Annotated in this window: 12 protein-coding genes; 3 read left to right on the top strand and 9 right to left on the bottom strand. The window is 46.5% G+C overall.

Annotated elements, in window-relative coordinates; all coding sequences use genetic code 11:
* The first annotated feature begins 7 nt into the window (after positions 1-7).
* The 3 genes from HWX74_RS09015 (at position 8) to HWX74_RS09005 (ending at position 5,025) form a co-directional block, all read left to right on the top strand.
* The gene (locus HWX74_RS09015) at positions 8-2,623 is read left to right on the top strand and encodes an alpha/beta fold hydrolase (protein WP_176013222.1); all 2,616 of its coding nucleotides are present in this window, start codon (positions 8-10) and stop codon (positions 2,621-2,623) included.
* Entirely contained in the window at positions 2,620-3,576 is a 957-nt protein-coding gene (locus tag HWX74_RS09010) for a calcium/sodium antiporter (protein ID WP_176013221.1), read from the top strand. Before HWX74_RS09015 ends, HWX74_RS09010 begins: the two co-directional genes overlap by 4 nt.
* A gap of 126 nt (positions 3,577-3,702) precedes the next feature.
* Positions 3,703-5,025 carry an IS1380 family transposase gene (locus HWX74_RS09005; protein ID WP_176011736.1) on the top strand — a complete coding sequence of 441 codons (1,323 nt, stop codon included), beginning with the start codon at positions 3,703-3,705 and terminating at the stop codon, positions 5,023-5,025.
* A gap of 388 nt (positions 5,026-5,413) precedes the next feature.
* Here the strand turns inward: HWX74_RS09005 and HWX74_RS09000 are convergent, their stop codons facing one another.
* From HWX74_RS09000 to HWX74_RS08960, 9 genes are all read right to left on the bottom strand, one after another.
* Positions 5,414-5,638: a hypothetical protein gene (locus HWX74_RS09000; protein WP_176013220.1), complete on the bottom strand. Its 225-nt coding sequence runs from the start codon at positions 5,636-5,638 to the stop codon at positions 5,414-5,416.
* 252 nt (positions 5,639-5,890) lie between these two features.
* Positions 5,891-6,961 carry an RHS repeat domain-containing protein gene (locus HWX74_RS08995; protein WP_176013219.1) on the bottom strand — a complete coding sequence of 357 codons (1,071 nt, stop codon included), beginning with the start codon at positions 6,959-6,961 and terminating at the stop codon, positions 5,891-5,893.
* A 68-nt stretch (positions 6,962-7,029) separates the two neighbouring features.
* Positions 7,030-7,773 (bottom strand): hypothetical protein, encoded by a 744-nt coding sequence (locus HWX74_RS08990; RefSeq protein ID WP_176013218.1) that lies wholly within the window; start codon positions 7,771-7,773, stop codon positions 7,030-7,032.
* 6 nt (positions 7,774-7,779) lie between these two features.
* On the bottom strand, positions 7,780-9,336 hold the full coding sequence (locus tag HWX74_RS08985; RefSeq protein WP_176013217.1) for an RHS repeat domain-containing protein: 1,557 nt from the start codon (positions 9,334-9,336) through the stop codon (positions 7,780-7,782).
* A 1,153-nt stretch (positions 9,337-10,489) separates the two neighbouring features.
* Entirely contained in the window at positions 10,490-12,040 is a 1,551-nt protein-coding gene (locus HWX74_RS08980) for an RHS repeat domain-containing protein (protein ID WP_176013216.1), read from the bottom strand.
* Positions 12,041-12,120: 80 nt separating this feature from the next.
* Positions 12,121-12,573: a hypothetical protein gene (locus tag HWX74_RS08975; protein ID WP_176013215.1), complete on the bottom strand. Its 453-nt coding sequence runs from the start codon at positions 12,571-12,573 to the stop codon at positions 12,121-12,123.
* Positions 12,558-14,768 (bottom strand): RHS repeat domain-containing protein, encoded by a 2,211-nt coding sequence (locus tag HWX74_RS08970; protein WP_176013214.1) that lies wholly within the window; start codon positions 14,766-14,768, stop codon positions 12,558-12,560. Before HWX74_RS08970 ends, HWX74_RS08975 begins: the two co-directional genes overlap by 16 nt.
* A 36-nt stretch (positions 14,769-14,804) precedes the next feature.
* A complete protein-coding gene (locus tag HWX74_RS08965) occupies positions 14,805-15,101 on the bottom strand; it encodes a hypothetical protein (RefSeq protein WP_176013213.1) in 297 nt (98 codons plus the stop codon).
* Between the two features lie 62 nt (positions 15,102-15,163).
* Positions 15,164-15,388 carry a hypothetical protein gene (locus HWX74_RS08960; RefSeq protein WP_176013212.1) on the bottom strand — a complete coding sequence of 75 codons (225 nt, stop codon included), beginning with the start codon at positions 15,386-15,388 and terminating at the stop codon, positions 15,164-15,166.
* Positions 15,389-15,500: the final 112 nt, after the last annotated feature.

Genomic DNA, 15,500 nt, shown 5'->3' with positions numbered 1-15,500 from the left:
AATGGCCATGAATATTACCCCGCAATTTTTCAATTACACCACTCCGGAGCGGGCTTCGCTGTCGGTAGCCTGGTATTCCGGCGGCAATGGCGGCAGCAAGCTGCTGCTGTTGCATGGCTTTCCGTTGTTTTCGCAAACCTGGGAGCCGCTGCTTGCCTACCTGCCGGAGCAATACCATTCCATCAGCATCGATCTGCTGGGGTTCGGACACTCCGACAATCCGCCGGACGCCAATTTGTCGTCGGCTTATCAGGCGGAGATGGTCAAAGCCTTTATCCGCCATTACCGGCTGGAACATTTGACGCTGGTGGGGCATTCGCTGGGCGGGGAAACGGCGTTGCAAATCCTGCAGGACCCGGAAATCAGTGCGAGAATCGACCGGCTGATTTTATTGAATGCGACCGGCCTGTGGCGTCAGGTGCCCGAGTTTTTCACCAATGTCGCGGTCATTTCCGAGCACAATGCCCTGATGCGTTTCAAGGAAGCCGGACTGACGGCCTATTTGCTGCTGGAGAAAATTTTCCTGCATCCGGAGGAAATTTCCGCCGAAACGGTGGAGGCGTACGCCGAAGTATTGCGCCAGCCTTACGCCCGGGAATGCTTGGTGGCGGCGGCACGGCAGTTGACGCTGGGTAATTTCCAGCAATTCCAGCAGTGCCTGACTGAACTGGACAAGCCGACCTTGATCATCTGGGGAGCGGACGATCAGATTCTGGATGTCGGCGACGCCTTTCTATTCCAGGCGGCCATTCGCAATTCGGTGTTGAAACTGGTGCCGGCCTGCGGTCATGCGCCGCAGGAGGAGAAACCGGCGGAATGCGCCATTTTGATCGACGAATTCCTGAATGGCGTCTATCACGGGCAGACTCCCGATGCCGTCAACGAATTAGACAACCAATCACCGGAGGCCGAAGCGGCGCTTTCCGAATTGCAGAAGACCCGGCAGGCCGAAAATGAGCGCAACGTCAGCACCTGGCGCGGTTATAAACTGCAGATGAGCCGGTTGATCGATCGCTGGAGCCTGGGGACGGTGCTGCTGATCATCTTCATCAAGATCCTGCAATTGTGTAAAAAACTCGGCATGCGGCCGGAGGAGAACGGCTGGCGCAAGGCGACCGGCATTTTTCTGCGCAACGAATATTCCAAGTTCATTCTCGGCAGTTTCCGTTTGAAATATTACCGTTTTCAGCCGGTGCCGACCGACTTTCAGAGCGCCAGGCAGCAGTTGACCGCGGCGCTGGCGGATTTCCTCCGCCGCCAGAGCAGCTTTCATTGGGCGGTCAAGCCGGGACTGTTCCAACTGCGCCGCCGCAAGGCGCTGTTCACCGACATAGTCGAAGCCTTTTACGACTCGAACGGAGTCCTGTTGAAACTGGAGCCGTACTTCGACGACAGCCGCGACTCCTTTGCGATGCTGTCGGCCGACCAGTTGAACCAGACCCTGACCCAGTTGATCGTCATTTACAACGAATTGCGCCACGTTCACGACCGGAAGCGGCCGCAGATCATGCTGCGGCGGATCAACCGCTGGCTGTCGCGCAACCGCCAGTTCAAATATACCGTCCGGATGGATTTGAAACTGATGGTCGAACGCATCATGACGGCAACTTTCATCCATTGCGAAATCCTGCCCAATCCGGATTCGGCGATGTTTCTGCGCAAACGGCTGGCGACGCCGAATATCAAAGTCTACAAGCACCCCGGCTGGGGCTTGCTGAATCTCATCGTCCGCTTCACGCCTGATTTCAGCGAAGCGGATTTGTGGGTGCAGTTCCATCATGTGCCGGTCGACGGCATGCCGATGCAGGAGATGCTGGCGGAATTGAAGAAAACCTGGGGTGCGGTCGGTTCGCTGACCTATCCGGCCCTGTCGTCGCCGGCCGCCAAACCGGAAATGATCTATTGCGGCAACCGGCTGTTCCGGGCCAGGCTGTACGTCAATTTCGATCGTTTTTTTGCGGTGCGAAAATATTTGAACACCCATTTCCAAAAGGAGATGAACGGGCCGGCCACCGTTTCCAGCATGATCATCTGGGGGATGGCCCAGCATCCATTTTTCCGCGACAGCAAAGTGCTCTTCCCGGTCGACAACGATGCCGAAGGAACCCACGCCGTGCCGCGGGAACGGGAGCTGAGCCTGATTTTCATCCGGCCGATTCATTTCCTCGATGTAGCCCGGCCGCTGGAAGGATTCCTGCAATTCCAGCGTGAATTCAATCAGCGGCTCTGGCGCACCCGGATGGGGGTCAGCGAGAGTTATGAACTGCTGGAGCTTTACTCGATGATTCATCCGTTGTTCTACCATATCGCCCGTTACATGATGCCGGCGGCGTTCCATGAAATCGTCGGTACGGTCGGCTTGTCCATCTTGCGCGATGCGGAAATGTTCATCAGTCCGCTGAGTGATCTGCAGGTGAACGGCTTCATGTCGCTCAGCAATATGCGGGTGCCGACGGCCGACGGCGGCACAGCCGGAGCGATCAGCATCTGCGGCTCCAAAGGACAGATCAAACATTACATCAGCGCCATTGAAAATCTTTCGCTCAATTATCATAAATTCCTGGCGTTGCCTGAAACGTCGCAGCCGGGGGAAGCCACCGGCGATAAAAGAGGTCGGTTATGAGCGCCTTGTGGATTCTGCTGCAACTCGCCGGCGGAGTGCTGCTGTTGTATTTCGGCGCCGAATGGCTGATCAAAGGCGGCGTGTCCATTGCCGAACGGCTCGGCGTTTCGCCGTTGATCATCGGCCTGACGCTGGTGGCGTTTGCCACCAGCGCGCCGGAATTGGTGGTCAGCCTTGAAGCGGCCTTGAACGGCAACAGCGACATCAGCGTCGGCAATGTAGTCGGGTCCAATATCTGCAACATCGCGCTGATTCTCGGTCTGTCGGCCTTGATTGCGCCGTTGCGCGTGCAGTTGCAACTGCTGCGTTTCGACATGCCGATTCTGTTGCTGGCATCGCTGCTGTTCGCCGGGTTCGGGCTGGTCGCCGGGGGCTTCAACCGCTGGGCCGGCGGGGTGTTGCTGGTTGGGTTCTGTGTATATACCACCTGGAACATTGTAGCGTCCCGGCGGACGGAAAAAGACCGGGCAGACGCCGCCATGGCGAATCCCGCCGCACCGCCGCATTCCTGGCTCTGGAGTGTGGCGATTGCCGCCGCCGGTCTGGCGGCGCTGGTCGCCGGGGCAAAACTGTTTGTCTCCGGTGCGATTGCCGTCGGTCAGCTGGCCGGTCTTTCCGATGCGGTAATCGGGTTGACCATCGTGGCGGTGGGAACCAGTCTGCCGGAACTGGCGACCTCGGTAGTCGCGGCAATTCGTCGGCAGCAGGATATCGCCATCGGCAACGTGGTCGGTTCCAATATTTTCAACATCCTCGGCATCATGGGAATCACGCCGCTGATTCGGCCGATTCCAGCGGTCGGGCTCGGCATGGTCGACTGGGGAATGATGCTGCTTACAGCCATTCTGCTGCTGCCATTCATGCGTAGTAAATTCATCATCAGCCGACTGGAAGGGGCAATTTTGTTGCTGCTCTTCATCGGTTACACGACTTTTCTGATTCTGACATCATAACGGCAAGCCAATTCGCCGCCGTCTAACCTGAATATTGCGTAAATTTTCAAAAACAAAGAGGCAGATTCTCGACTAACGTATTATATTGTAATATCTTACATCACAATATAACGCCGAGGTCTGCCAATGACAAAATGTAATGTTTCGATTCCGGTCTTTCAAGGTCCGAAAAGCAGAAAAATTGAATTCAATTTCGCCGGTGGAGATATCAGCAGTGACGGCGGGTTGCTTTTTGTGAAAGAATTCGACCGCAAACTCGGTTTGACCCGGCGCGCCGGTAACCTGCTGGATTCTTTTGATCTTCGACAGCCCGGAAAAGTTGAGCATTCCTATCTGAGCATGCTTCGTCAACGAGTTTTTGGTTTGGTTGCCGGCCATGAAGATCTCAATGACCATCATGAATTGCGAACTGATCCGCTGATTCAAACTGTTGTCGGTCGTGATCGTCAACTCGCCACTCCAAGCACTTTATGTCGATTCGAAAATGGAATCGATCGTCGTGCTTGCGTAGATTTGAGCCGATTGTTTGTCGAATTCTTTATCGAAAGTTTTTCCACGCCGCCTCGAGAATTGATTCTTGATTTCGATGCTACCGATGACCTCACTTACGGGATGCAGGAAAATCGCTTTTTTCATGGCTATTATGACCACTATTGCTTTTTGCCGTTGTATGTTTTCTGCGGGGATCAATTGCTTGTGGCTTATTTGCGTCCATCAAAAATTGATGCGGCCAAGCATGCTTGGGCGATTCTCTCGCTACTGGTAAAGCGCTTTCGGCAGAAATGGCCGAAGGTTAAGATTATTTTCCGGGGAGACAGTGGCTTTTGTCGGCAGAAAATGCTGAACTGGTGTGATAAAAATGAGGTCAAATATATTGTCGGATTGGCGAAAAATCCACGTTTGCTGGAATTATCAAAAGATCTTCAAGTGAAAGCGGAAGCACTTTACAACGAAACACATGAAAAAGCAAAACTGTTTACTCAGTTCGAATATGCGGCAGGAACTTGGAAATACCCGCGCCGGGTGATTGCCAAAGCGGAATTCAACTCCCCCGGACCGAATAATCGTTTTATCGTCACCAATCTTGATGATGATGGACAATATCTTTATGAAAAAGTCTATTGCGCCCGAGGTGAGATGGAAAACAGGATCAAGGAACAGCAGCTGGATCTTTTCGCTGATCGGACGAGCTGCCATGACTTTGCGGCAAATCAATTCCGGCTTCTGCTTTCAAGTTTGGCTTATATTCTCATGGAACGGTTTCGGGCATTGTTGTTGACAGGAACTCAATTTGCCGAGGCTACCTGCGGCAGCATTCGCTTATACCTGGTGAAAATCGGTGCCATTATTCGGCGGAATACCAGAAAAATTTATGTTGCTCTTTCAAGTGCTTGTCCAAATCAGGAACTCCTCCGCTTGATCGCTGCGAAAATCATCGCTTGGGAATAAAACCTTGGAGAGCTGTCACCGGCTCGCCGAACAACAACGGGGGAAAGGGGGAATATGCTCAATTTGCAAAAAAACGACAATATCCGACTCTGAAAATAAAAACTTCCGAATCTTCTGAACATTTCTCGACGATTCGAAAGTTTCATGCAATATTCAGGCTAGAGTTATTGTCAATGGGTTCAAACACCTTCCTCTCCTTGGTCCAGCATAGCTATTAGGGTCCCAATTAGTTTTCAAACAACAATTCGCTATCGTTGCAATTACACTTGTCTGACAACGATCCCCCCAACTGCACGATATGGATGCCGTATCATACAATCAGAAATATCTTGCTCGGTAACATCCTTACAGCAAAGCCCATTATCCATTTTTCTTTTTTTACTCCGATCTATTTCGATAGGCTCATCCATTGTCGCCCTTCAGAATAAGCTTTATTACTATATTTCTCGTCACTTGTTTCACAGTGCCCCAAAAGATTAATAGGCCAAGGCTCTTGAGCATTATCACAACAAACAGATAATAAGCCATCATAATCGGTCAACAGAATGCCGCTGGCACCGTAGCTCGGGATGGCGCTGCCGATTACAGTATAGTTGGCCATTACACAGTTCATCGCCACCACCCCCTGGTTACCAATAGAACAACATTTTCTATCATTGCCCCTTATTTTTTCCTGTTAAAATATAAAGTAACGGGAAATAGAGTAACTGTTATAAAAGACGCCATTTGTAATAAAATTGCGCAATCTTTTCGAACATAATTAACTGCATACTCCAACGACACCTCAGATGTCTTTAAAAATAAAACAAAAATCAGTAAACTTTCATATATCAATAAAAAAGTAATTGCAACCATCAATATTAACCTATAAATTCTTTTCACTAGAAAAATTACCCAATGTTAATGGAGATAATTCATTTTTCTCTTTGCAATTATCTATGTGATATTGCAAACTGCTAACATATAATTTACTACGCACCGCTTCACTAAAGGCCCATGTTCTTCCAAAACAAAACGATGTTTCAGAAAATGGCCATAGAAATTTAGATATCTGGAAAAACAGAGAATAACCAGTTAAAGCAGCACTGTGCTCGATATTTTCCAAGATTGCCTTAGGACAATTATGCAACGCGTTTCCACTTCCAACCGCACCAATCATGGCAGATCCAATAACTGCTAGATTATACTTCTCTTTAATCTCTCCTATGGACAAACAATCCTCGCTTTCTGCTGCATCAATAAGCCTTAATATCGTATCTGCTTGTCGATCGATCGCTTGTTCCATTGCTTCAATACAAGCATCACTACAATCACACATGACTTCTTTAACAAGAAGCCCTAATGAATCAAGCATATTAATAGAATTATTATAAACAAATATATATATGAATTTTGATACTTCGTATTGACGATTTTCCCAAATCGGATCCCGGCTGATCCACCGCCCGATGCTTGGCGCATAATATCGGTAGTTGTAGTAGATCAAACCGGTTTCGGCATCGCGGAACTCGCTGCTGAACTGCCACGGATTGCTGCTCACACTGCCGGTAGCCGACACATTGCCGAACGGGTCGTAGTCGTAGGTCGCAACCACTGTTCCGGCGGCGGTCTTCAACTGCCGGATGTTCTTGTTGCCATCGGTGACGTAGGTGTAAACGTTACTGCCGGCTTTCATCCACAGCGGCACATCGAAATCGCCGCTGCCGGCCGGCTGCCAGACGTACGCCTGCGCCAGCGTCGTACCGTTGTATTCGGCGATCTGTTTGAAACCGTCGTAAATGAACTTCTTTTCGCTCGACAACACCCAGTCGGCTCCACTCTTCGCGTAAGTCTTCTTACTGAACCGTCGACCGTTGTAATCGTAGGCGAATTCCAGCCTGGCCGTCGCGTTGTAGATGGCTTTCTGCCGGTTTTCGCCGTTCCATTCCATCGTCATCGTCCAACCATTATAACCGGTCAACAAATTGCCGTTGACATCGTAAACGCTCCCCTATGACATTAGCTTTATTGAGATTCCCCTTCAATTTTGAATAAATTATCTTTCAGTTCTAGTTGTAATATTTTTTCAGAAATAATCTTCATTTTTTCATAATCACCAGTTAATTCAAATTGATAATTTTCAGCTATATCAATATTTGCCCCGGCAGCAAAGGCAAACAATGTATTCTGAGCCTTAGAATTCCCATCTAAAAATTGAATTTTCTCTTTTAATAATTTAGGAAATTCTTCTGGATTCAAAGTATACAGGAAGCAACAAACTTTTATAATAGAAATTTGTTCATCAATTGGAATTTCTAATGTAATCGGATATCCGCGAAATACAGCTCCAAGGCGTCGCCATACCAATTCTTTTGCTTCCAGACTACCCGGTTTTTTATAATAGATTTCATACGCCTCCGAAATAGGTAATCCGTAAAAAAAATCAACGATAAATTCATCTCTATATCCATCTATCCGATCTGGATCTTTTCGAACAATTTGATGAGTTGCGGTCATGTAAAGGAAAAAAAATTCATAGTATTTTTCTGGACTTTTAGCATATTTTTCCAATTCTTTATCAAAGAAAACTATAAATTCATTAAAATCATCTTCTTTCGACAGGGAATTCTCTCCCTTATCTATATTATCAGAGCCATCCATTGAACTAATGGTGATATCATTGTCTAAGGTTAAGACTTTTTCCGAATTACTTATATTTTCATTTAATAAAAATAAAGTAACAATAAATGCTTCTACTATATTTAACATTTTTTCTCAATAATTTTCACAACATTTTTGACTACACTTTTTCTCAAACCATTCTGCCAAAAGAAAAGCAGCTACTCCAGTTGCCTCTGGAATGGAACTAATATAACTACTACCAGCAATACACACACCCAGGCAATTTGCAAAATTTCTTTGACTACGAAACAAATAAATTGCATCATAAAGTGCATTATAGTAACTTACTTCTTCTGTAGAAAACCACAGATAAGCTTCATATGCATCAATTAGAGGTAATAACTGTTTTGCCACTTTTAGAGTTTTCTTTCCTTTAGAATCCGCAATATTTTTTAGTTCTTTAAAAATTTTTGGATCAAGTCTATAAATAGTATCTCCATAATAATTTACTTTTCCAATATAGGATTGTGCTAAATTCAATATTGCATCTTTACCAACAACCCATTTGGCTTGTGAGGCTTTTCTCACATCCATTGTCGCACTTACAGATATCGTAAACCCATCTTTCACTTGGTCAATAATAAAGATTTTTGCAGGATTATCATCCTGATTCTTTTTAGACAACCCATATTGATCAAGGTAATCAATACTATTATTTTGATGAATCCCATACAAATTCATTCCTCCCTCTTCCCAAATCGGATCTCTGCTTATCCATCGTCCGATGCTTGGCGCGTAATATCGATAGTTGTAGTAGATCAAGCCGGTTTCAATGTCTCGGAACTCGCTGCTGAACTGCCACGGATTGTTGCTCACACTGCCGGTAGCCGACACATTGCCGAACGGGTCGTAATCGTAGGTCGCAACCACCGTTCCAGCGGCGGTTTTCAACTGCCGGATGTTCTTGTTGCCGTCGGTGACGTAGGTGTAAACGTTACTGCCGGCTTTCATCCACAGCGGCACATCGAAATCGCCGCTGCCGGCCGGCTGCCAGACGTACGCCTGCACCAGCGTCGTACCGTTGTATTCGGCAATTTGCTTGAAACCGTCGTAAATGAACTTCTTTTCACTCGACAACACCCAGTCGGCTCCACTCTTCGCGTAAGTCTTCTTACTGAATCGCCGACCATTGTAATCGTAGGCAAATTCCAGCCTGGTCGTCGCGTTGTAGATGGCTTTCAGCCGGTTTTCGCCGTTCCATTCCATCGTCCAACCGTTATAACCGGTCAACAGATTGCCATTGACATCGTAGGTCGGGGTGACGCTGCCGATCGCCGTGTACTGGTTCAATTGGTTCGCGGTATAGTTGGTCTCCACAGCGTTCGCCGTCGCCGTTTCCCGGTTGCCGACGGTGTCGTAATCGTAGGCGTAATTCTGACCGCTCACCACCGCTCCGGCGGCAGTCTTCTTGACGCCGCTGATCACTTGGCCAAGCTCGTCGTAGCTGTAGTCCCAATACTGCCCGTCGCTCAACGTCTGTTTCGTCCGCTGATCCCTGGCGTTATAAATGTAGCTGCAACCGCTGACGCCGGTCAGGCGGTTGAAATGGTCATAACTGCGCGTCGCGGTGTGGACCGTCGCCGTTCCGGCTTTGAACACCGTTGACGCCAGACGGCTCATTGCCTCATAACCGTAGGTCGCCACCAACATAAAAGAACACCATTATTCTGTAATATACGGAGTTTGGTTATCCGTAGTATAGTAAACAATTTTTATTGGTAATGAAACTATATTGTGATTATATGTCAATTCAACAATAGCTTTTCTTTTTCTCGTAAACATTCCGGCAATAAATCAAGAGAACGAAATGTGATCGAGCAAGAATAAGCAATCGTATCTCCAACTTTAAAATTACTTTCAATGTCAATATTTCTTTTATTTGAATTCATAGAGTTTTGACTTATAAATTCATAATATTATTCATTTTTTACTTTTTTTATTACCAGACCATTTTTCAACGAAGCGCCCCCAATCCATCTCACTTCTATAATAACTCTATCTGGCAGAAAAACGACACATGCATAGCTCAAAGTAATATGTTCTAATTGATTAAAATCGGTCATATCCTATAATATTTTTATTGTAGCTCGAGCAGCATCTCCCATAACTCCGTATTTTTTCTCAAAGACTGCCAGTTCACGAATGGCTTTTTGAACTTTAATGGCACTACGATTTTCATTTATTTTGCTACATGCACCCAAGAAAATCAAACACAAGCATAGCAATATCTCTTTTTATCATATCTTTATATCTTCATAAAATTTTTGCTTCAGAGCAGGCTATCCGCACGGCAAGCTATGCGGGATTACACCCGCTCTTACGCAGCTCGCAAGCGAGCCGAACGCAAAATTGTCTCTAAGTAGACTCGCCGCAACTAGCGGGGTATTGAACCCGCAAATGAATTAAATTATTTTTCTTCTTTATAATTCTCCAATTTGTTAACATTATTCACTGAATTATCTTCATTCATATTTTCTGCTATTTTCCGACATTGGCAACCTTTATAAAATACAAAAAACGGTAACAGAAGATAACAAATTGAGAAAAAAATATTGTTCGTAAGGTAACGTCCAACTTCTTGTCTAGACAGATTTTTATCTCTCATCATTCGTGAACAAATAGCCCTAATATAAATAATAAAGAAAATGGTCGCAATGACCATGAATGTCATCACGACAATAGCCTGCTGATCTAATGAGTTATCACGAAATACATATCCAAGCAATAGAGAACCTATTGTTGTTATTGAAATAAAAATAAATATAAGTAAAATCAAATGATACCGCGAATATCTATACATCTGTTACTCCTGATACTCTATATTTTGATAAAAGACATCTCGTAACTCCAAGTCATCTTTGTTCTCAGGATCCATTCGTCGGAAGAAATCCCGCACAGACTCATATTCAGTATAAGCATCAAAAACTGTTTGCCCTCCAACCAAAACACGTATTGACCAATGAATTCTAACATATTCAGAATAATGAAATAAGGGCACAATTCTAGTTACTACCTGCCCAAAAAAAGGATACTGCCTAACATAATTAACTGACTGACGTACATACTTCTCTCCTTTGAATACAATCTGTAAACATGTTTTCCCGCCACTCGAGATACTAATTAATCCTGTAACGGCCTCGATCCCAACATATACCAATGCTCCAGTTTGCGGATCCAATCCCACGGCTTCCGCAATCCTCTGCGATAAAAGTATTCCAAAATTACTTTCATCTGCCCTAAAACCAGCGACAACATTCGCTAATCCCTGAATGAGCATAAGGCCACCGAGTACCCATCCGGCAGGCCCTCCAGTGGCTATCAGAACTCCTCCAGCAGTGGCTTGCAAAGCACCACCAATCACATTAAATACGCGTGACCAAAAACCATACCCCCAAGAATCATAAGAAGAGATTAAGCTATTTGCGATCATTATGTATAAGTTAACCCCACCCTCTTCCCAAATCGGGTCTCGACTGATCCATCGTCCGATGCTTGGCGCATAATATCGGTAGTTGTAGTAGATCAAGCCGGTTTCGGTGTCGCGGAACTCGCTGCTGAACTGCCACGGATTGTTGCTCACACTGCCGGTGGCGGCAACGTTGCCGAACGGGTCGTAGTCGTAGGTGGCAACCACTGTTCCGGCAGCGTTCTTCAACTGCCGGATGTTCTTGTTGCCGTCGGTGACGTAAGTGTAGACGTTGCTCCCGGATTTCATCCACAACGGCACATCGAAATCGCCGCTGCCGGCCGGCTGCCAGACGTACGCCTGCGCCAGCGTCGTACCGTTGTATTCGGCGATCTGTTTGAAACCGTCGTAAATGAACTTCTTTTCGCTCGACAACACCCAGTCGGCTCCACTCTTCGCGTAAGTCTTCTTACTGAACCGTCGACCGTTGTAATCGTAGGCGAATTCCAGCCTGGTCGTCGTGTTGTAGATCGCTTTCAGCCGGTTTTCGCCATTCCATTCCATCGTCCAACCGCTGTAACCAGTCAGCAGATTGCCGTTGACATCGTAGCTCGGAATGACGTTACCGATCGCGGTGTACTGGTTCAACTGGTTCGCGGTATAGTTGGTCGCCACCGCGTCCGCCGCCGTCGTTTCCCGGTTGCCGACGGTGTCGTAAGCATAGGCGTAATTCTGACCGTTAACCACCACTCCGGCAGCAGTCTTCTTGACGCCGCTGATCACCTGGCCAAGCTCGTCGTAGCTGTATTCCCAGTACTGCCCGTCACTCAACGTCTGTTTCGTCCGCTGGTCCCTGGCATTATAACTATAACCGTAACCATTGACGCCAGTCAGCCGGTTGAAATGGTCATAACCGCGCGTCGCGGTGTGGAAGGAGCAATGAATCATAATTTTTCCTCACTCCAGATTTTTGCATAACCGACTAAATAATCCTTTTCATAACACCTACCAAACACCTCTCTGCTCATTCAATTCATTTTTTCTATCGTTTTTATAATAAAATTCTCATTAGTACTGTTAAAATATCTTGTATCCCTGGCCAAATATGCAATCGTCAGTTCTACTGTGACTTCATTAGTACAATCAGTGCTGTAAGTAAAAAAAACTTTTTTACCTTTAAAATCAGTAAGCCTTATAGTTCTATTTTGCAAATAATCTGTTCTTAAGATATTTTCCTTCATACTTTCATCTTGAAAGAATAAAAAACCTATAGGTAAAATTTCATGACTGTCATTTGAAGAAATCCCATATAATTTTAATTCAGCCCATACGATATTATCAGGCAATTCTAACTGATACAATTCCCCACATTTTATTTGATATATAGAATTACCAACAACTGTTTGGTGTAATCCAGAACATATTATAAATAGGCCAAGACAAAAAACAATAATGAAAAATAAAATTAATCTAATTCGCATCGTGATAAATCCTCTGCAAAATATACAACTGCAGCGGCCCATGTCAAACAATTTACAGCATAAAAATCATAATATGGAGGCGCTGTTTTATCTAATAATACCTTTAAAATTAAAGTATTTTTTAGTTTCTCTAAGTCATAGCGACACGCTGAAAATTCAAAATGCTCTAGTCGCATTTTAGGTCCACTTATATAATTATCTCCTTCTGGAAATCTCACATTACCTATACCCGCCCCAAAAAGCAAAGCAGATGATCCAGGATCTTCAGTGGGAACACTGTCTCCATAGCCATAGCCATAAAATCCTGCACTTCCTCCATCCCATTCAAGCCAAGCATGGGAGATCAATCCGTAAGGAATTCCGAATTCTATTGGGCCACTAGTTGTTTTATATCCATAGTATATATCAATAACAAATTTTTCACTTTTATCATAAAGTTTCCCATTACAACAACATTTTTTTCTTGTATCATAGTTTATTCCATTACAACATTTTTTAAAAAAACCTAACCACTCTCCAAGTGTTTCCATAACCCAAGGAGCTAGTCCATCAAATTGTCCTCTCCAATCCCATTTCGCGATAAGATTATTCTGTAATATTGCATACAAATTTACACCACCCCGTTCTTCAAATAGATCTTTGTTGATCCACCGGCCGATAGTTGGCGCGTAATATCGGTAGTTGTAGTAGATCAAGCCGGTTTCGGCATCGCGAAACTCGCTGCTGAACTGCCACGGATTACAGCTCACACTGCCGGTAGCCGACACATTGCCGAACGGATCGTAGTCGTAGGTGGCAACCGCCGTTCCGGCAGCGTTCTTCAACTGCCGGATGTTCTTGTTGCCGTCGGTGACGTAGGTGTAGACGTTGCTACCGGCTTTCATCCACAGCGGCACATCGAAATCGCCGCTGCCGGCCGGCTGCCAGACGTACGCCTGCACCAGCGTCGTACCGTTGTATTCGGCAATTTGCTTGAAACCGTCGTAAATGAACTTCTTTTCACTCGACAACACCCAGTCGGCTCCACTCTTCGCGTAAGTCTTCTTACTGAATCGCCGACCATTGTAATCGTAGGCAAATTCCAGCCTGGTCGTCGCGTTGTAGATGGCTTTCAGCCGGTTTTCGCCGTTCCATTCCATCGTCCAACCGTTATAACCGGTCAACAGATTGCCGTTGACATCGTAAGTCGGGATGATGCTGCCGATCGCCGTGTACTGGTTCAACTGGTTCGCGGTATAGTTGGTCTCCACCGCGTTCGCCGTCGCCGTTTCCCGGTTGCCGACGGTGTCGTAAGCGTAGGCGTAATTCTGACCGCTCACCACCACTCCGGCAGCAGTCTTCTTGACGCCGCTGATCACCTGGCCAAGCTCGTCGTAGCTGTATTCCCAGTACTGCCCGTCAATCAACGTCTGTTTCGTCCGCTGGTCCCTGGCGTTGTAAGTATAACCGTAACCGTTGACGTCGGTCAGCCGGTTGAAATGGTCATAACCGCGCGTCGCGGTGTGGACCGTCGTCGTTCCAACTTTGAACTCCGTCGACGCCAGACGGTTACTGCCGCTCACCCGGCTGTAGGTCGCCGTATGTCCCAACCCCGTCACCGTCGCCAACCGGCTCATCGCGTCGTAGCTATAACTCGCCGACAACTCGACCGCCGTCCCCTGTTTCAGCGTCAGACCGGTCGGGCGGCCCAATGCATCATAGCTGAAAACCAGTTCGCCGTTGGTCAGCAGCGGCTGGCTTTCGGTCGCCACCGTCCGGTCGGCGTTGTAGGTAAAATGATGCGTTCCCGCCGCATCGGTCAGGGTCGCCGTCTCCCCCAGCCGGGTCAGCGTCATCGCGATGGCGGCCGTGTCATCCGAATAATTCACCCCGGTCGGCGTACCGCCGTTGTCGTAACTGTAGGTCGTCACCACCCCGTTGGCCCAGGTCCGGGTCAACAGCCGTCCACCGGCGTCGTAGGTGTACGAGGTCGCCTGGCCGGCCGCATCGGTCCGCGTCGCGATCCGGTCATCGGCATCGTAAGCGAAGGCCGTACTGTCGCCGGGTTGCGGATAGTTCCGGTAGGTGGTCAGTTTGGTCAGCCGGCCGTCGGCGTCATATTCGTAGCTGACCGGATAGGCGTCGTCGCCGTACTGTTTGGTCAACTCCCCGGTCGCGGCGTATTCATAATGGGTCACCATTGAAAACTTTTTCATAACCGACTTATTCATCGTTCACAAAGACCAGTATCACTAATCCTCGTTTTTTTTCAAAGCAAGCAATTCGGCAGAAAAGTAATTAAAATCCACAATATATTCCGTATCATCAATCATAAAATCCAACGATTCCGGAAATTCAGAGTAATTGTAACGAAAAAAACCACTATGGTCAGAAGTTACTCCACTTCCGCCAGAACTATCTGTAAATCCAATATCAATGCCACTTATTGGCCCAGATTTATTTAAAATCACACCTTGTAACACAGGTAGGTCTAATACCTCATAAGCAATGCTAATATCCCTTGAACGAGGAACCAATAAATAGCTCATCTTATAGCACACAACAATAAAGAAGTATCAAAAATAACAACGCAAAAAATATAATATACTTTTTATTCATTATTGTTATTCTCCTTACTAATTGGATATTTTTCAGTTAGTTCATCAATTAGCTCCTTCCCAAAAGAGTTAAGGGGATCTCGTCCTGCTGGAGGCAAGTCTTTAAACCAACTTAATTCACCTGCTTTAGCTTTCTCTTCACAACTACGATAACAGTGCCCCCAGGAAGTATTTCTATGGGACACTAATCTTCCTACTTCATTGTTGTGTAAATCCATCGCTTTATCTTCCGGTGTATTATCAGAAGTATCTTCATGATTATCTCCAATTTTTTTGACTCTTCTAGGGCCACAAAATGAGGCCGCAATTTTACACTGCCATACACAATGA

It is taken from the genome of Victivallis sp. Marseille-Q1083 (assembly GCF_903645315.1).
Lineage (GTDB): Bacteria > Verrucomicrobiota > Lentisphaeria > Victivallales > Victivallaceae > UMGS1518.
This window is presented reverse-complemented; position numbering and strand designations above follow the sequence as displayed.